Raw genomic sequence first — 18095 nt, 5'->3', positions numbered from 1 at the left:
AAACCCAAGGGAGAGCACCACATGAAAGAAATAAGAATACATGCCGTCGATGGCTCAAACCTGGTCTCAAAGGAAGGCTGTGAAAAACTGGTACGAATCTTTCGTTCCTATGCCGAACCCCACCAGGTGTTTGTCCTCTCGCCTGTCCGTGACAGTCAGTTGGAAATAGACTCGCTCTTGCTTTTCGCCAGACAGCATGATGAAAGACTTTGGTCGATGCTTGAGAAACGATTTTCAGAGTGGACAGCCTTGGTTGATCGGCTTTTGGTGCACAGTGCAGGTGAAAAAGTATTGCAGAGAATAAAGGAAGGTTTTTCCAATATCGAGGATCTTCTTCGGGCCATTTGGCTCGTTGAGGATATTTCCTCCGGTTCCAAGCATTATATCGATATATTGCTTGGGTCTTGGCTTTCTGATTTGCTCTGTCATTATTTTGCCGCACTTGGGTATTCTTCCAATCTAATGGATTTTGCTGTTTCCCTTAAACAAACTGAAATCAAGGAAGATTGTTTGTTTGTCTCCGGGCTCCTTGCCCAAGTGGACCAGACTTCTCCCTCTGAAGGAGTTGCAGAATATGCTGCATCTCTCTTGGCTGCTTCCCTCAAGGCAAAAGGGCTGACTTTCTGGAATGATACGGCCCTGCTTCGAAATGCAGATGTGCATGAAGTGCCTTCGGCCAAGATCATCCAGTCCCTTTCCTATTCAGAGGCCACGGAACTTTCTTTCTTTGGAGCTCCCTTGATTCATCCGCAGGCTTTGCTTCCTGCCATCGAAGCCTCCATTGATGTGCAACTTCGTTGGTGGTCTGACACAGAATCTGAAGGCACCGTCATTTCCAAGCAAGGCAATATCCATAACCATAATAAAGTAAAAGGCTTCAGCATTATCCATGATGTAGGGCTGATCAATGTCGAAGGCGCCGGTATGAGCGGAGTCGTAGGCATTGCCGGAAGACTTTTTTCTGCCATGAGAGAGGCTTCCATTTCGGTTATTCTCATCAGTCAGGCTTCCAGCGAATATTCAATCTGTTTTGCTGTTCCCCAAAAACAAATGGACTTGGCTTGTGAAACCGCCAAGACTGCCTTTGCCCATGAAATGGGAGAGCATTTGATTCAAAGTATTGATGGAGAACCCAATTGTGCGATTTTGGCGGCAGTCGGTCAGCAAATGACTGGTCAGGCAGGAGTTGCAGGAAAATTCTTTTCTTCCCTGGGTAAAGCTGGTGTCAATGTTCGTGCCATAGCCCAAGGCTCCAGTGAAACCAATATAAGCGTCGTGATCAAGGCTCCTGACTCTACCAAGGCCCTCAGGGCTCTTCATGCTGGGTTCTTTCTCTCCAAGCAAGCCTTGTCAGTCGGGTTGTTTGGTCCAGGAAATATCGGGGGTACCTTACTTGACCAGATTTCCAGCGAGACCGTACGCCTGAAAGAACAGTTTGGGCTCGATATCCATGTACGTGGCATTGCCAATTCAAGAAAGATGCTCCTTGATGATGACAGCATTGACTTGGATACATGGCGAGAACGCTTTGCCTCGGAAGCTGTCGATCTTAGGATGGAAGAATTCGTAAATCATATTGGTGCAACCTATTTCCCGCATTCCTTGTTGGTCGATTGTACGACCAGTACGGAAATGGCAGAAAAATATGTCAGTTGGCTTGAAAGGGGAATACATGTCATTACCCCCAACAAGAAAGCAGGGACGACTCCCTATCCTTACTATAGTTCAATTTTCGAGACTTGCCTGAAAACCGGGAGACGGTTCCTGTATGAAACAACTGTCGGTGCAGGACTTCCTGTCATTTGTACCCTTAAGGACCTTGTCCAGACAGGGGATAGAGTCCACCGAATCGAAGGGATTGTCAGCGGAACCCTTGCCTGGCTTTTCAACCAATACGATGGTTCCATTCCTTTTAGCAAACTGGTACGTGAAGCCAAGGAAATGGGATATACGGAACCTGATCCTCGCGATGACCTCTCTGGTATGGATGTCGGAAGAAAAGCAGTCATTCTTGCTCGTGAATTGGATTTTTCCGTGGAGGTATCGGATATACCGATACAAAGCCTGGTTCCCAAACATTTGCAGGATGCCTCATCTGTTGAATTCATGGCGCGATTGGAGGAAATCGATGAACCTATGCTTGCCTTGTTCAAGGAAGCCCAGGCAAAAGGCGAGAAACTCAGGTATGTCGCCACTATCGATGAATTGGGGAATTGCTCGGCTTCCTTGAAGAGTTTTCCACCTGATCATGCCTTTGCCCAGGCAACGGGAACCGACAATGTCATTTGCTATACAACAGATCGTTATTATACCCAACCTTTGGTAATCAAGGGACCTGGAGCCGGTCGGGATGTAACCGCCGGTGGCGTATTTTCTGATATTCTGCGTTTGGCAGCCTATCTTGGTGCCAGAATCTGAGGAGGATCGAATGAACTTTGTCTCGACGAGAAAACAATCAGCGGCCGTCAGTGCCAGTGAAGCGATAATGCAAGGACTTGCCCCTGATGGGGGGCTGTATATCCCGGAATCCTTTCCTTCTTTGGGAAACCTGAATATTCATGAAATATCTTCGTATCCGGAATTGGCTTTTGAGGTTCTGGCCCCTTTCTTTGAGGATGATGTACTCAAGGAGGACCTTGCTGAAATTTGTATCGAGGCTTTCAATTTCCCTGTGCCCCTGGTCCAGCTGAAAGAAAAACAAACAGTTCTTGAGCTCTATCATGGCCCAACGGCCGCCTTCAAGGATTTTGGTGCACGTTTTCTTGCCTGCTCCATGGAAAAGCTACTGGAGAAGCAACAGAGGAAACTGACGATTCTCGTTGCTACCAGTGGTGATACAGGAGGAGCAGTGGCGGCGGCCTTTGCCAATCGAAAGGGCATTGACGTCAAGGTCTTGTTTCCCAAGGGTAGGGTAAGCGCCCGACAAAAGAAACAATTGACCTGTTGGGGGGGCAATATTCAGGCCTATGAAGTCGAGGGCTCCTTTGACGACTGTCAGAAAATGGTAAAGGATGCCTTCATGGATACCAAACTCAAGAAAGAATGGGGCTTGAGCAGTGCCAATAGCATTAACTTGGGGCGTTTGCTTCCCCAGAGCGTATATTATGTGTACGCTTCCCACCTTTTTCAGCAAAGCTTTCAAGAAAAACCGACTTTTATCATTCCCAGTGGGAATGTGGGTAATAGCTGTGGTGCCTATTGGGCTTTTTCAATGGGTGCCCCCATAGCCCGTATTGCCTTGGCGGTGAATGCCAACAAGACCATTCCTGATTATCTTGAATCAGGTGAATACAAGATCCGAAAAAGCGTTCCTACTTTGGCAAACGCCATGGATGTAGGTGCTCCGAGCAACATGGAACGTCTTTTTGCCCTCTATGGGGATATCGATACCTTTCGAAAACAAGTCAGTGCCTGGTCTGTTGATGACGAAACCATCAAGCGGACAATCCAGGAAGTCCATAGTGAGAATGGTTATATCATGTGTCCCCATACTGCTACAGCCGAACGGGTAAGGCGTGATCATTTCAACGATACAGGAACCATCGTGGTTTCTACGGCACATCCTGCAAAATTTGATACCATCGTGGAACCTCTTATTGGCAAAGAGATTCCCGTGCCTGAAAGCCTTGCCCAACTGCTCGACAAACCAAGTATCTATAAATCAGTAGGTTGTGATTACCGGGAATTGTTCAGGGATTGAAAAGACGTATACAGGGAAGCATCTTGACATTCGCTTCCCTTTTATACGAAGGCATGAATCTTTTTTGCATACCTGTGCAAGACAGGGGTTCCTCGTCCATTCCTGATTGCTTTCAGGGTATTGGGAATATCGGTAGGAACTGTTCCTGCACAAACTGTTATGCCCAAATCCTTATACAGCATGGGGCGCATAATGGTAGAAGGTCCCATAAGCATCATCGGAATATTTTTCTTTCCCAGGGATTCAAACACCTGTTCAGTGCTTCCTGTAATGACACTGGTGGCCGTCAGTATCAGAGCCTCGGCGTTTGTTCTTGCCCAGTCATAGAATTCTTTTTCCTTGCCGATTTCTTTGTTGATGTCATAGGCAATTACTTCGATTCCCTCGTTGGCAAGGTTTCTTGCTATTGGTTCGAAATATCCAACCATGGCAACCTTGCTTCCCTGTGCTAGATGAAGTGCTTGTTTCAGATCCAAGGGTGCATCGGAAAGGGAGGTGGCAAAAGTTGCATTCAAGGCGTTTGCCAAGGCTATGGCCATGGTTCTGTCCAATGACGCAGTTGAAAAGATTTTTTCAAGAAGGGGCAATGCACTTTGCTTTTCGAAATCCTGAGGATTCTTGTTTACTGTGCAGGAAGTATTTTCATCAAGGAGTGTATAGCAAAGGCCACATCTTCCATCAGTCAAGGTAACAGCTGAGTATCCAAGCCCCAGATATATTTCGTCAATGGTTGATTCTTTCGCCTCCTGTTGGAAGCAAGTGAAAATTCGGTTATCCAATAGCATGTATTTCTCCTTTTTATTTCTCTCAGTATAGCGCAATTTTTAGTCAATAAAAAATTCATGAATTCTTTTGCCAAGTATACGAAAATTTCTATAACCCTGTATTGAAATTTCTGATGCAAATGGCCTTTGCAGGATATAAAAAAGCAAGAGCCTGTACGACTCTTGCTTGAAAAACACTATTTTGCAAAGTACCTGTCAGGTCCCTTGCCCTTACAGATATTGATTGACTTCCTCAATGGTGATGGCCCCTACATTGGTCCTGCCATTCTTGAGTTTCGGAAGTTCCAGCTTACCGGCATTAAGTAATTCAACCGTCTTCTTGAAAGCCTTGGAGGTCGTGTCAATTCCGGTAACCAGCTTCCAGTTCTCATAGTTGAAAGCATTTCCATCAAGGACACCTTTCTGAGCTTCCTTGATATATCGTATGGTAAGTTCCCGTACCGTACCATAATCACCCCATTGGGTTGTCGACGAGAAAATTGGTTCATACTTCTTGCCCTCAAGGGGACCGCCTTTCCCCATCCATTTATTGAAGCTGTAGGAGTTGGTCCCCAGGATGATTGAATCCTCGGCAAAGATAGGTCTGGTAACAGGACTGCCATTTACCAGTTTTACGGTTCCGTCCTCATTGTAATCAGTAATAAGGCAAAGGTTCTTGATCCTGTTGCCGACTTCTTCCTGAAGATCAATGGAGTAGGTTACCCCACCAGCGATATTATCCGTGCTGTATTTGGATTCTCTTCTGTCAGGGGCATAACTTACCGTAAGGTCTCCTGGATTGATCTTGTTGAAATATGCTGCGGTATATTCAAGCAAAGCCTTGAGATCGGCACCACTGATGTTGTACGTGGTAATCTCCCCGCCTGAATACGTATAGGAGGAGGAAATGTTCTTGATACTGATATTGCCAACAGGAAAGCCTGCGTTTTCTGCATCGGTATTGAGAATTACTGCCTGGGCCCCACTATAATACTGAGAAGCGGCAAAAAGGAGATTCATGATTCCCGTCGACTCCGTGTATACGGAACTGATACCTTTTATTGCATCAGTCTTTGAAAGGTCACTGTTCTCCAATTTCCCGATGGGAGTGTTTACATACGCACTGAGTTCCTGCTTGTACGGTTCCATCAAGGAAACAAGTTCTGGATCCTCTGTCTTGGCAATCTTCTTGGCTGTGACATCCTTGGCCGTGAGCATATATTTTCCATCTTTTTTCTGGAAGGATAGATTCACGAAACCAAGGGCAGACCCATATCTATAGGGTTCCATCACCAATACTCCATTGATGTCCTTCTTATCGACCAAGACATGGGCATGGCCGGCGATTATTGCATCGAACTGGGGAAAAGCCTGGGCAATGTCAGCAACGCCTGAGCCCTCAACATTGTTTTCTTCATCAAGGCCCATATGCAAGACCCCTATGATGGCATCGACCCCTTGGTCCTGGAGTTCCTGGATGGCCTTGCCGATTTCATCAAGGGGATTGTTCACTTTCAAGCCATCGAGAGAATCCTTGCCCGCCTCGAACTCAGTGATAAGTGGCGTAACCATTCCTATGAATCCAATTTTGACACCCTCACGTTCAATAACAGTGGTTGCGGGAAGGTATCGGTTTTTCGTAGTCGTGTCATATATATTTCCACTAAGGACCGTACCGTTGAAACCGTCTATAAGTTTTTGTCGTCTTGCACGGTTGAAATTATATTCATGATTGCCAAATTCCCAGACATCACAATCCAGGGCATTCAAGGCTTCAACCATGGGATTCTTGTCTGAATCAATGAAATATTCAACATAATTGGCTTGGACTGAATCCCCGCAATCAACGTAGATTACGTTTTTGTTATTATTTCTTTCATCCTTGATCATGGAAGCAAGGTAGGTAAGGCTTCCTGAGGTACTTGCCTGGTCAACTGAAAAATCCCAAGGGACAAACCAGCCGTGCAGGTCGCTGGTTGCGACGATTTCCACCGAAACATTCTCTGGATTCGCTGCAACTTCCTTTGTTGTTGCAACGGATCGACAACTCATGAAAATTCCCAGTACCAACAGTGCCAGAAGTACTGACAGACGCACATTTCTCTTCATAAAACTCTCCTCACCAGAACATAATTCATTATTATTGGAGTTTTTCAGCACAAACGCAATGATTGATTTTTGCTAAGATTACCTGAACCTTGCGATATGCTTCGTGGATTAGGGATACAAAGAGACAAAAGGGTAGTTTGGGTAAGGCTTTGGTTGCCTGAAAATAAAGAAAAGCGTTGCCTGGATACTTGCAGGCAACGCCTATAGTGCTATTCTGATAGACAACAGGTAGGCTGTTGCCGAATGGCAATCGGGGTAACAGAACCGCGTCCGAAGAATTTCTCCATGAATAGTGTATAACTGGCAAGGCTGTCGATGGGGACATACACTTGGATAGTCCCTGCGAAACCTCCTCCATGGATACGAACCGTGCTTTGTTCGCCCAGGAAATCCTTGGTCAGGGCAATTGCCAAACTAATGCCTTGTTCATCAGGACTGAAACTCGGATAACAATTCTGCAAGAAGCAAAAGGAACTTTCGCCGCTTGCCCTTACTAAAGCCAGATAGGTTTCCATGTCTTTTTTATACAAGGCCTCTATCATTGCCGAAACTCGATTGTTTTCATTGAAAAAGTGCAAGGCACGAAGGAGAGCCCTGTCATTACCGAGGATTTTCCTGAGCCGGGGCAATTCGGTTTCAAAATCCTGAAGGGTTATGTCCCTGAGATTTGACTTGCCGAATTGTGCTGCTACCTGATGCATCTCTTTGGGTATTGAGGCATATTCTTTGGTAAGGTCAGCATGGTTTCCCCCTGTATCGATAATGGCAAGGACATATCCATATTCCCCAAAAGAGAAGGGAACAGGGGTAACTACTGGTTTGTCACTCTCCTTGAAATCAATGCCTACGATTCCACCGTTTGCACAGGCAATCTGGTCCATCAAACCAGAAGGTTTCCCGAAGTATTCGTTCTCGCTGTATTTCCCGATAATTGCAAGATCGACAGGGGTGAGCACATCAGCATTATATAGATGGTTGAAAATTGTACCGCACAGAACTTCCACGGCGGCACTCGAGGAAAGCCCCGAACCCTTGAGGACCCTGCTGGTTGTATTGGCTTCCCAACCCCCGATAGTGAGTCCTCGTTGTTTGAAGGCCGCGGCAATACCCCTGACCAAGGCCGGAGTTGTGTTTTCTTCGCTATCAAGTTTATCCAGGTTCGATAAGTCTACCTCGACAAGAGGATAGCCTTCACTGACAAGCAGTACCTTGGAATCCTCTCGTTTACCGACAGCGGCAATGGTATCGAGATTGATGGTAGCAGCCAGTACTTTACCTAGATTATGGTCAGTATGGTTGCCTCCCAGCTCACTTCTTCCCGCAGTTGAAAAAAGCGATGCATCTTGCTTGGAAAACAAGTTTGCATGAGTTTTCAATAGAGATGCAAATCTATTGTCCATATCGGCTTCATCATAATTTGAAGCATATAATAAAGGATATACAGTATGTAATTCGCCATTTTTGATTGTCTTGAGGTTTGCCATGGATTTTCCTACTTTTTTTCAGTGTAATGTATAGAGCTGAGTGATTTGAGGGTCTTTGCAGCACCCTCGGCGGTAATGTCCCTTTGGGGCATTGCCATCATTTCATATCCTACCATGAATTTCTTTACCGTGGCAGAACGAAGTAGTGGGGGAAAGTAATGAATATGTAAAATATTTCCCGGATATGTTTTCCCATCGGTAGGTTTCTGATGGATACCCATGGAGTAGGGAAAGCTTGTTTCAAAGAGATTGTCATAGCGAATTCCCAAATCCTTCATGATTGAGGCCAAATTTGTCCGTTCAGTTGGTGACAGTTCATCAAGGCTCTCAATTTCTCGCCTTAGGGGGAGAATGAGCGCTTCATAGGGCCAAACCGCCCAAAAAGGTACTACAGCAATGAAGTCCTCATTGCTTGTTATAAGCCGTTCTTCTTTTTCAGCTTCATAGCGCGCATAGTCAAGGAGTAGGGAAGAGTGATACGTTTCAAAATAGGTAGCTTGATTCTCCAATTCTTTTACAGGAATGTCTGGAATTATTTCCTCTGCCCATATCTGCGAATGAGGATGAGGATTCGAACATCCCATGATCGCCCCACGGTTTTCGAAAATCTGTACATAGTTGATGAAAGGTTTGCTTCCCAGTTCCTCATATTGTTCAATCCAGCTTAGGATGACTTTTTCAATTCCTTCCACACTCATTCGAGCAAGAGTGAGGTCGTGGCGAGGTGAAAAACAAAGGACCTTACAAATTCCCTTTTCTGTTTTGGCTTGAAGCAATCCATGAGGGCCTTCTTCTAATATTCCATTTTCGGTATCATACAAAAGGGATGAAAAATCATTATTGAACACGAACGTATCAGTGTAGAGTGGATTTTTTTCTCCTGTAGAACGTGTATTCCCCGGACAAAGATAACAGGAAGAATCATATGAAGGGCGACTCTGGGCCGGTTGTTTTTCTACCTGCCCATTCCAGGGACGCTTGGTTCTGTGAGGTGATACCTTAATCCACTCCCCAAGCAAAGGATTGAAACGGTTATGCGTATCTGACTGAATATTCACGGCCTTCTCTCCTGCAATGTATTGCCAATATATATGTACACGTGTACATTAGCAAGTGGAAACCGACTTGTCAATTATATGGAAGGTGTTTTTTTTGTAAACAACATTGAATTTTTGTCGTACTGCATTACAATTGGATACTGCAAAGGAGAAACAATGAGCGCAACAAGAGACCAGGTTGCTCATCTGGCAAATGTCAGTTCTGCTACTGTATCGAGAGTTTTCAATAATCCGACAAGCGTTTCCCCAAATCTACGGGAATCGGTATTGCAAGCTGCCCAAACACTTGGCTATGTCCCCAATAAAACTGCGGGTTTGCTGAGAAGAAGAGGGACAGGGGTCATTGCTTTTGTCGAGGTAAATAAGGAAGAGCGACCCTATTATTGGGGAAACCTGAGAAGCTTTGATTGGTTTTTTGGACGGGCTCTCAGGGGAGTGCAGAAAGCCATTGAGGATTCAACTTGGCAATTGAGATTCTATTCTGTTTCCACCAGAAAAGAGTTGATTGAGCTCTCTGGTCAATGTGATGGGATTTTGGCTTATGATGTGGATACCCTTGAAGAAGCAACTTTATTTGAGGATCTTCCCATTCCCTCTATATTGTCCCACCATCTTGCAGATTATCCTGGCGAGCATTGTGTCTATACTGATAACAGGCTGGGTGGTAAACTGCAGGGGACCTATCTGAAGAATCTTGGGTGTGTATCGCCACTTTATATAACAGGGTATCTTGATACTGTAGCGTCACATGAACAAAGAATTGAAGGTTTTCTGTCTGTCTTTCCCCATGCAAAAGTCCTTGATGCAAAGATAGGAAGCGAAAATGCGATCGATGTATTGCTCCCGCAACTGGAAGAAGTTTTTAAAACCCATGAGATTGACTGCTTGGCAGCAGTCAATGACCTTACCCTCTTTGAGATATTGTTGAAAACCAATTGCACCATGCCCAGTGTAGGGTATGATGCCTCACCGTTCTATAGATTTTTCAAAGGTCCTGTTGCAAGCATCGATATTCAAAGTGGTGTATTATACAGGACAGCTTGTTCACAATTGATCACACTTTTGAACGGAGGTAGTGTCAAGCGATCAGCGGTGGAGCCTGAACTGGTAATTATTCATCCTTGAATGTAAAATCAAATGACCTTGGAGGGATTTTATGAAGTTTTGCTGGTGTACGATAACAGTCAGAAATATGGAAGAGTCTTTAGCATTCTATCGTGAAATCGTTGGATTGGAAGTAACTGACAGGGTAATAAGTGACAATGGCACCGAAATAGTCTTTTTGGGAAACGGTGAAACCAAGGTGGAACTCATTAGTCAGAAAGAAGTGGTTGTTGAAGAAGTCGGACAACCTGTTTCCCTTGGTTTTGAAGTCTCGTCCTTGGATACCCAACTGGAGAAAATGAAACAAAAGGGTATTGCCGTAACGGCAGGTCCTTTCCAACCTAATCCAAAGGTGAGATTCTTTTATATCCAGGGACCCGATGGCGTGAATATTCAATTTGTAGAGCAATTGCTGTAATTCTTCTGTTTTATACTTTCAAGCATAAGATCGGGAAAACAAGGAAAGATTCTTGACATATTGAAAGAGGGAAGTGTATCCTAAGGTAATGGAAACGCTTCCATGTGCTTCCATCAATTTACAAGGAGTTTTTCATGAAAATTGTACTTATTGGTGCAGGTAGTGCCCAGTTTGGATTGGGAACCTTGGGAGATATCTTCCAAAGTGAAGTTCTTGAAGGAAGTGAAATTGACTTGGTGGATATTGATGCCCAGGCATTGGAAAAAGTCAGGAAAATTGCTTCTGACTTTTTGGGAACAACGCAAAGGCCTTTTGAACTCAAAGCTTTCGTTGACAGGAAGGAAGCTCTTAAAGGAGCTGATGTTGTTGTCATTTCCATTGAGGTAGGCAAGCGTTTTCCTCTTTGGGACCAGGATTGGACTATTCCTCAGCAATATGGTATCAGTCAGGTATATGGAGAGAATGGGGGAGCTGGTGGCGTATTCCATTCCTTGCGCATTACTCCGGTAATTCTGGAAATCTGCGACGATGTGGCAGCATTATGCCCGCAAGCTTTTGTGTTTAACTATTCAAATCCGATGACTGCGATCGTCACGACTGTAAAACGAAAATATCCAGATTTGAAATTTATAGGTATGTGTCATGAAATAGCATCGTTGAAGCGCTATGTGCCGTCCATCCTGGAAACTCCTTACGAGAACCTTGCTTTGCGCGCGGCAGGTTTGAATCATTTCAGTGTCTTGCTGGACGCTTCCTATCGTTCTTCACTTAAGGATGCCTATCCTGATATTCTTCGCAAGGCCCCTGCCTTCTTTGAAAAAGAACCAGGATATTCAGATATACTTGCGTATGTGCAAAAGGGCGGGAATATCGTACAGACAGAAGGGAATGATGAGCATTCTTTCCTTTCCGGTACGAGAAGTGCCAAGAGCTGGGCTGACAGAACTCTCTTCAAGACAATCTTGGAACAATATCATCTTCTTCCCATAACCGGTGACAGCCATATCGGAGAATATATTTCCTGGGCCTGGGAAGTCGCCGACCATAAGGGAATAAAGGATTTCTATCAACTATATCAGATGATGCTTTCCCAAACCGAGCATAAGATAGGTACTAAGGTGCATGAACGATTGGTGTACATTCTCGAAGGTCTGATCGGAGGTTCTCCTTCCTATGAGGAGCCTGCTGTCAATATTACCAACGGAAGTCTTATTCCGGACCTTCCTTCGTGGATTGCCGTCGAAGTCCCTGCAATAATCCAGAAGGGAGAAATAAAGGGGATTGCCTTCCCTGACTATCCAAAAGGATTTGCTGCCTTGCTAAGAAATTATACTGGAGTATATGATCTGACAGCCGAAGCAATTCTCAAGGGCAAGAAGGAGTATGCAATCCAGGCATTACTGGCAAATCCTGTGGTAAATCGATGCAAGGAAATACCGGAATTGGTTGAAGTCATGATTGAAAGACAACGTCCCTGGCTCGATTACCTAAAATAGGTCTTACCATTTTCAACTATCCCTATCGATGACGATAGGGGTAAGTTGAATATTTATTGTCTTTGCAATCGGGTTTTGCTTCATCAAGTTTATTATGGCCTGGGCCGCCTGATGTCCTATGGTAACAGGATTTTGTGAGATCGTGGATAATCCCCAGGCTTCACTTTCCTTGATTCCATCATATCCGATTACTCGTATAGGTGCCTTACTTTCCCTTATTGCCTTTAAAACGCCTATGGCTTGTTCATCACAGAAACAAAAAATTCCATCTGTTTTCCCTTCAGCAATCAGGGTTTTTGCAAGCTGATATCCAAAAATTTCCTTGAAATCTGCATTATAGGTCAAGGGCTCTTCTAAGCCCGCCTCACGTACGGCTTCACGAAACCCCTTGTACCTGTCTTGGTCTGTCAGGGCTTTGGAATCGCCATGAATGAAACAAGGATGGCGTACCTTTTTATCTATCAGATACTGGGCCGCCAATCTACCTCCCAAACGATTGTCCATATGGATGCAGTTCGCTTCAGGGAAAAAATAATCAAGGTACAGGTAGGGTACATTGCGTGCTGTAAGGAGTTTCAATTCTTGTTCGCTGGGTTTTACCGCGAATAGCATCAAGGCAGAGAGATTGGTTTCAAGGATTCTCGGGATTGCCTGACCATCCTCTTCATCATAATTGAGGATGATCAAATGGATGTTTTGTTCCTTCAGTACTTTGTAGATGGTTTCAACGACTTCAAAGAAATAGTGGTTTGCAATATCTGGTAACAGAATGCCTATAAATGGGTGCGATTTTGTTTTCCGGGCCAAATTGGCTGCAACCCCATTGGGTTGGTAATTATGTGCATGGATGACATCCATGACAGCTTTCCTGGTAGTTTCGGTTATATGCGAACTGTTGTTCAATACTCTTGAAACGGTACCGATTCCAACCTTTGCTTCCAGTGCAATATCCTTGATAGTAAGATGTTTTTCATCCATGAACTTTATCATATTGGGTTTATAGGGTATCGTCAACGAATTGCTGTCTGAGTTCAGGGCTTCTGGATTTTTCCTGATTTGGAGATTACTTTAATTTGCTTTCCCCATAATTCTTTGAATGTTGTCTTTAGGGTAGTCCAAGAAGGATACAGACGTCGTCTGGGCAATTTTGCAAGTTTTAGGACTCCTTGTTCTACCAGTGTCTCGATTGCCTCGGTCAAGGAAGCTTCTTCCCAGGAGGAGAGTATGCCGGATTGGCTGTCTCCATCCTCTTTGTTTACCAAAAGAGATGCAAGTTTTCTTGGCGAATAGGTCAAGGGTCTGGTCAACACAACAGAAAGTATTTGTGTATATCCGTCAGGATACCTGAAATAATGATTGTTGCACACATCGCATCCATTGCAGGACTCTACTTCGCTATTGAGCAATGCCACCAGTTGTGAACGGAAACAATCTTGACGCAGAAAAAATATCTCGTATAGGGAACGAAAGGCTTGGGTTCCCTTGCTATATCGCTTTGTCTCTTCCGTTCCTAGCAAGACATAGGCGTGAGCCTTGGCCCCATCCCGACCGGCCCTGCCACTTTCCTGGAGATAGGATTCTGCATTGGCACACAAGGTCCTATGGATGACCGTTCGTATATTTTTTTTATCTACACCAAGGCCAAAGGCACAGGTGGCAAAGAGTACGGCTTCAACTTGTCCTTCAAACCAGGTTTCCAGGCAAGCTCGAGCCTCCCTGGAAAGTCCTGCATGGTAATAACGGCAGGGAATCAATGGATTGGCAGAGAGAAATTGTTCAAAGGCAAGCTCACATTCCTTTCTCGTTGCACAGAATACCACAGCTGGACGAGAATTCCTGGGTGCAAGGATCATGGCAATCTCCCTTGATTTCGATAGTGTCACATGGGCATGGTAGATGATATTCTCCCTATCTGCATTTCCCCTGACCAGATGTGGAGGAACTCCCATAAAGAGCATGGTCGTAAGGTCAGTGGTGATCTCTTCACTGGCCGTGGCCGTAAAGGCCAATATCTGGCGGACACGCAGAAAAGAGATAATGGTTCCCAGACTCTGATAGGAAGGTCGGAAACTTTTTCCCCACTGAACTACTGTATGGGCCTCATCCACAACCAGCAGACTGATGGAAAACAAGGAAAGATGGGAAATGACCTGAGGGGTACCCATGCATTCCGCATTGGTGATAACCACACTGGCTTTCTGCTTCTCCAAAGTTTCCCATAGCTTGGAACGTTGATCCTTCGTCTGTCCTCCTCGAATGCAAACACAGTGTATATTGCCTTTCTCGAACCTCCGTACCTGGTCATTCATCAAGGAGAGGAGGGGATAGACTATCACGGTGAGTCCCGTAACCAATAATGAAGGCAACATGAAGCAGACACTTTTGCCTGACCCCGTGGGAAGGATTACCAGCATACCCCTGTGGTCTGAGCTGTCAGAGTCCTGTTCCAGGATTCTCTGGATTACCAGGCTCTGATAAGGTCGGAGGCTGGAAAGCCCAAAAGTGTTTTTTGCAATTGAATTGATTTGCTGTTCAAGGTCCATGATCAGTAAGATGAAACAGTGATCTTTTCGCTTTTATTATATTTTTAACATCTGGCATGGTTAGTCATTTTATATCGGACAATCAGTTCTATTAGTCGCATAATTATTATGGGGGCACACCTAATCGATTTTTCTTTTTCACACTACCTTGGAAGCGAACGAAAAGAGACAGTGAGAGCAGGAATTCTTGTGGACATCAATGGCAATGTAAATTACAGTGTTCAGGAGGGAATATTCCATTGCATGTAAGGTGGCATACTATTTATTTTAGATAAGCCCGGTATGTGCGATGAATTCAGGATCTACTATCATGAGGACTACTTTATGTTGAATATTGCCATATGTGATGATGAGCCAGAGCATTTTGTTCTTATCGCCGCGTATACGACGGAGTTTATGAAAACTTCTCATTGCGAAGCTGTAATCCATCAGTTTTCCCATCCCGATGACCTTCTGAATACCTGTGAGAAACAGAGGTTCCAACTCTATATCCTGGATATCGTGATGCCCATGGTCAATGGTATTGAGGTCGGGAAGACGATCAGGCAATTTGATCATGAAGCACAGATTATCTATACAACAGCTGAACCTGGATTTGCCTTGCAATCGTTTGTAGCCAACCCCGTCAATTATTTGCTCAAACCAATCAACAAACAGCAATTCTTTGATACGCTGGCCCTGATCATTCCCAAGCTGGCTCTCCACCAGGAAAATACTTTCATTGTGAAGACTCCTGAGGGAATGCGTGTGCTGACTTTATCGGAAGTGATTTGTTGTGAGTATACAAGGCACACCGTTATTTACACCCTTGCATACGGAAAGACGATCACTACGATGACTCTAAAAGGTACTTTTACCCAACATATCTCCTCCTTGCTAGAGGATGAACGTTTTTTGAGGCCACATGCTTCTTACCTACTGAACATGGATTATGTCGAGAGCTTTTCCAGAAACAGATTCATCCTTCGTGGTGGATATGCTGTGCCTATTGTTGCCAAGCAGTATAGTGCGATGCGGGATAGCTATATGGACTACCTGATTGCAAGAGAGCATGCCCGATGCAAGAACTGATATTCAATACCTTACGTGGTAGCGTCACTGCAATCATGAATATACTACTTTTCCTTACCCTGTCTCAGCCAAGGTTTGGTCATAAAACTACGTATATTGCCATTGGTATTGTATTTTTTTTGGATATTGCCACTAACACCTGGTTTTACTGGATTGGAGATCTTACGGCACTGTCCCGTTTCGATACAATATTTTTCATCGTAATGGGGTTGGCTCTCAAACCATTGGTAAAAGACAGTTTCATGAAATGGTGCTTCAATACCCTTACTTCCATCAATATCATGATCATCATTGTCATTCTCAGCTACCACCTGAGTCGCTTTTTCCCAGAGCCTCAGTATTTCAATACCCTCATTCGCTTGGTTTTCTACATAGGTGTGATATTGTTGTTTCGACGCAGGTTGCTCTCATTGTATCAGCCAGTAGTCAATAACTGGCCAATATTTTTAATCTTGGTAATATCGATTTCTCTTAATTTGGCTTATAGTTTTTACTTCACAGACGATATCGAGAATACCTTGATTACCTTAAAGTGGCCCCTCTTACTCTTGATTTTACTTGCTGTGTCTGCCTATGGCACCGTTTTCTATTCCCTGAAGAAAATTACGGCGACCTATGCCTTGGAAACGGAAAATTTGAGAATCCAGAATGATGCGGTACTGCTCCATCAGGCAGCTGCGACCATGGTCGAAAAGCTGCAATTCATGGATAAAGTGGCCTATCAAAACAGTCTTGCCTCCCACGATCGTCATCATTTCGATGGCATGATATTGGAACTTCTTAAGAAAGGGCAGGTGGAAGAAGCCAAAACGTGCTTGCTTAAGCAGAATGCTATACAGTTGCCCTCAAGCAGGAGTTATTGCGAAAATGCTGCCGTAAATGCAGTTGTATGTTATTACGCAGACATGGCAGAGCAAAAGGGCATTCAGGTAAAAATTAATCTGGACATTCCTACCGTAGTGAATGCAGACTCCCTTGAATTGGCTATGGTGATATCGAATCTTATGGAAAACGCCATCCATGGAGTTGCTCTCTTGCCGGAAGGAAAGGAGCGATTCATTCATTTTACCTGCTTGCAGGTAGGACGGTTATTGATTGAGATTGCAAACTCTTGCCTTGAGGCCGTAACACTGGACTCAAATGGATTGCCGTTCACAAAGCAGGTTGGTCATGGAATAGGTACCAAGAGTATCATCGCGTTTGCCGCTGCACATAATGCAGAGTTATTGTACCATGTTGACAACGGTCAGTTCAGGGTTAGGTTGCTAGTCTGATTTCTATCTCCCCCTTTTTTTTGATTTTTGGTTTTTTAAGTAGAAAACCATGTCTTTTAGGAAAATTTCCTCTCTTCTTGAGATGCACTTGCTACTCTTTATCCGCAAAAGCGGTGCATTGATTCTCTTTTGGGTCTTCATTGCCTGCAAGCTTTCAAACTGGAATGATTTACAAAATTATTTTCTCTTGAACCATTTGATATGGTTGCAAGTTTCACTTTTGGGGGGTGATGATGAATTCTTTTGGTCGTAAAACTGTATGCATTGTTCTTTTATTGTCCCTGTCCATGATACAAATCATGGCTTCTGAGAATAATGTCAGCCTTCGAATAAAACCGGTTGCAGAATCAATACTGGCGTTTCGTTATCAAGTAGGGCCTAATTCGGAAGGGAAATGGACTGAAGTGGATATTTCTGACTCGGTTCTTGTACTCAAGGGATTCGACAGCTCAGAGGATATTTTGTATATCCAGCAAACGAAAGATCGAATCACGTGGAGCGATAGTTACGAATATCGCTACGATACAACAGCAAAAACCTGGAATATTTCCTTGCCCCCAGTGAAAAAGGTGAAAGTTTTGGATTCCTTGGATGTTGCGTTGTATGGATTGGTTCCGTATGGAACAAGTTCCACTCTTTATTCCTATGTTCTCGGTACCCAGCTCAAGGTCAGTTTTTCTATTGCAGGTTTGGACAATGTTATTGGATATGGTGCCTTCACCTACAGTCTGGGGCCCTCAAAGTCTGATTGGGTAGATTCCTTGCAGGCAGTCGGGGCAACAATTGGAATAGGATATAAAATTCAGTTGGGAAATGGTTTTGAAGCTATTCCAGGGATTGGCTATGGGGTTCTTGCCCATTTGGTTGATGCCGATTTTGATGAGGATGGAGTTTCAAAATTCCAAGTATTTGCCGATCAACAAATTCGTTTTTCGATGGATCTGACCTATGCACTTGGAAATCAATACAAGGTATTCATCTCCCCGTTGGGAGTCCTTTTCTTTGAAAAGGAGAGTATTGGTACGATGTTCGGATGTCAAGCGGGCATCAGGAAGAATTATTAGGGAGCCAGTC

Annotated in this window: 14 protein-coding genes; 8 read left to right on the top strand and 6 right to left on the bottom strand. The window is 44.4% G+C overall.

Features of this window, described 5'->3' with window-relative positions; genetic code table 11:
* The first annotated feature begins 21 nt into the window (after window positions 1-21).
* Window positions 22-2418, top strand: a complete 2397-nt coding sequence (thrA, locus tag ACHZBG_RS14740; RefSeq protein ID WP_320130226.1) for a bifunctional aspartate kinase/homoserine dehydrogenase I — start codon at window positions 22-24, stop codon at window positions 2416-2418.
* Between the two features lie 10 nt (window positions 2419-2428).
* On the top strand, window positions 2429-3700 hold the full coding sequence (gene thrC, locus ACHZBG_RS14735; protein WP_320130225.1) for a threonine synthase: 1272 nt from the start codon (window positions 2429-2431) through the stop codon (window positions 3698-3700).
* 41 nt (window positions 3701-3741) lie between these two features.
* On the opposite strand, the gene ACHZBG_RS14730 is transcribed toward thrC, so the two are convergent.
* The 4 genes from ACHZBG_RS14730 to ACHZBG_RS14715 form a co-directional block, all read right to left on the bottom strand.
* The gene (locus ACHZBG_RS14730; RefSeq protein ID WP_320130224.1) at window positions 3742-4485 is read right to left on the bottom strand and encodes a Rossmann-like domain-containing protein; all 744 of its coding nucleotides are present in this window, start codon (window positions 4483-4485) and stop codon (window positions 3742-3744) included.
* Between the two features lie 210 nt (window positions 4486-4695).
* A complete protein-coding gene (locus tag ACHZBG_RS14725; protein WP_320130223.1) occupies window positions 4696-6573 on the bottom strand; it encodes a 5'-nucleotidase C-terminal domain-containing protein in 1878 nt (625 codons plus the stop codon).
* A 209-nt stretch (window positions 6574-6782) separates the two neighbouring features.
* Complete coding sequence (locus tag ACHZBG_RS14720) at window positions 6783-8057, bottom strand: galactokinase family protein (protein WP_320130222.1); 1275 nt, start codon at window positions 8055-8057, stop codon at window positions 6783-6785.
* 8 nt (window positions 8058-8065) lie between these two features.
* Window positions 8066-9115, bottom strand: a complete 1050-nt coding sequence (locus tag ACHZBG_RS14715; protein ID WP_320130221.1) for a UDP-glucose--hexose-1-phosphate uridylyltransferase — start codon at window positions 9113-9115, stop codon at window positions 8066-8068.
* A 156-nt stretch (window positions 9116-9271) separates the two neighbouring features.
* On the opposite strand from ACHZBG_RS14715, the gene ACHZBG_RS14710 reads away from it, so the two are divergent.
* The 3 genes from ACHZBG_RS14710 to ACHZBG_RS14700 all read left to right on the top strand — a co-directional run bounded on the left by ACHZBG_RS14710 (window position 9272) and on the right by ACHZBG_RS14700 (window position 12133).
* A complete protein-coding gene (locus ACHZBG_RS14710) occupies window positions 9272-10240 on the top strand; it encodes a LacI family DNA-binding transcriptional regulator (protein WP_320130220.1) in 969 nt (322 codons plus the stop codon).
* A gap of 31 nt (window positions 10241-10271) precedes the next feature.
* Window positions 10272-10637, top strand: a complete 366-nt coding sequence (locus ACHZBG_RS14705; RefSeq protein WP_320130219.1) for a VOC family protein — start codon at window positions 10272-10274, stop codon at window positions 10635-10637.
* Window positions 10638-10771: 134 nt separating this feature from the next.
* On the top strand, window positions 10772-12133 hold the full coding sequence (locus ACHZBG_RS14700) for an alpha-glucosidase (RefSeq protein WP_320130218.1): 1362 nt from the start codon (window positions 10772-10774) through the stop codon (window positions 12131-12133).
* A gap of 12 nt (window positions 12134-12145) precedes the next feature.
* Here the strand turns inward: ACHZBG_RS14700 and ACHZBG_RS14695 are convergent, their stop codons facing one another.
* Complete coding sequence (locus tag ACHZBG_RS14695) at window positions 12146-13111, bottom strand: LacI family DNA-binding transcriptional regulator (RefSeq protein WP_320130217.1); 966 nt, start codon at window positions 13109-13111, stop codon at window positions 12146-12148.
* Between the two features lie 53 nt (window positions 13112-13164).
* Window positions 13165-14676 (bottom strand): RecQ family ATP-dependent DNA helicase, encoded by a 1512-nt coding sequence (locus ACHZBG_RS14690; protein WP_320130216.1) that lies wholly within the window; start codon window positions 14674-14676, stop codon window positions 13165-13167.
* 324 nt (window positions 14677-15000) lie between these two features.
* Between ACHZBG_RS14690 and ACHZBG_RS14685 the strand changes: the two genes are divergently transcribed.
* The 3 genes from ACHZBG_RS14685 to ACHZBG_RS14675 all read left to right on the top strand — a co-directional run bounded on the left by ACHZBG_RS14685 (window position 15001) and on the right by ACHZBG_RS14675 (window position 18085).
* On the top strand, window positions 15001-15747 hold the full coding sequence (locus ACHZBG_RS14685; protein WP_320130215.1) for a LytTR family DNA-binding domain-containing protein: 747 nt from the start codon (window positions 15001-15003) through the stop codon (window positions 15745-15747).
* Window positions 15735-17021, top strand: coding sequence for a GHKL domain-containing protein (locus ACHZBG_RS14680; protein ID WP_320130214.1), 1287 nt, complete (start codon window positions 15735-15737; stop codon window positions 17019-17021). The genes ACHZBG_RS14685 and ACHZBG_RS14680 overlap by 13 nt, the downstream gene beginning before the upstream one ends.
* Window positions 17022-17254: 233 nt before the next feature.
* Window positions 17255-18085: a hypothetical protein gene (locus tag ACHZBG_RS14675; protein ID WP_394699410.1), complete on the top strand. Its 831-nt coding sequence runs from the start codon at window positions 17255-17257 to the stop codon at window positions 18083-18085.
* The last annotated feature ends 10 nt before the right edge of the window (window positions 18086-18095 follow it).

Source organism: uncultured Sphaerochaeta sp. (assembly GCF_963676625.2).
Taxonomy (GTDB): Bacteria; Spirochaetota; Spirochaetia; order Sphaerochaetales; family Sphaerochaetaceae; genus Sphaerochaeta.
The sequence above is the reverse complement of the archived record's forward strand: the minus strand, read 5'-3'. Positions and strand labels throughout refer to the sequence as shown.

Excerpts from the sequence above, each read along its gene's own strand:
- ACHZBG_RS14685 (WP_320130215.1), top strand. The coding sequence starts at position 15,001 with ATGTTGAATATTGCCATATGTGATGATGAGCCAGAGCATTTTGTTCTT.
- ACHZBG_RS14675 (WP_394699410.1), top strand. The coding sequence starts at position 17,255 with ATGAATTCTTTTGGTCGTAAAACTGTATGCATTGTTCTTTTATTGTCC.
- ACHZBG_RS14720 (WP_320130222.1), bottom strand. The coding sequence starts at position 8,057 with ATGGCAAACCTCAAGACAATCAAAAATGGCGAATTACATACTGTATAT.
- ACHZBG_RS14710 (WP_320130220.1), top strand. The coding sequence starts at position 9,272 with ATGAGCGCAACAAGAGACCAGGTTGCTCATCTGGCAAATGTCAGTTCT.
- thrC (WP_320130225.1), top strand. The coding sequence starts at position 2,429 with ATGAACTTTGTCTCGACGAGAAAACAATCAGCGGCCGTCAGTGCCAGT.
- ACHZBG_RS14725 (WP_320130223.1), bottom strand. The coding sequence starts at position 6,573 with ATGAAGAGAAATGTGCGTCTGTCAGTACTTCTGGCACTGTTGGTACTG.
- ACHZBG_RS14730 (WP_320130224.1), bottom strand. The coding sequence starts at position 4,485 with ATGCTATTGGATAACCGAATTTTCACTTGCTTCCAACAGGAGGCGAAA.
- thrA (WP_320130226.1), top strand. The coding sequence starts at position 22 with ATGAAAGAAATAAGAATACATGCCGTCGATGGCTCAAACCTGGTCTCA.
- ACHZBG_RS14695 (WP_320130217.1), bottom strand. The coding sequence starts at position 13,111 with ATGGATGAAAAACATCTTACTATCAAGGATATTGCACTGGAAGCAAAG.
- ACHZBG_RS14680 (WP_320130214.1), top strand. The coding sequence starts at position 15,735 with ATGCAAGAACTGATATTCAATACCTTACGTGGTAGCGTCACTGCAATC.
- ACHZBG_RS14705 (WP_320130219.1), top strand. The coding sequence starts at position 10,272 with ATGAAGTTTTGCTGGTGTACGATAACAGTCAGAAATATGGAAGAGTCT.
- ACHZBG_RS14700 (WP_320130218.1), top strand. The coding sequence starts at position 10,772 with ATGAAAATTGTACTTATTGGTGCAGGTAGTGCCCAGTTTGGATTGGGA.
- ACHZBG_RS14690 (WP_320130216.1), bottom strand. The coding sequence starts at position 14,676 with ATGGACCTTGAACAGCAAATCAATTCAATTGCAAAAAACACTTTTGGG.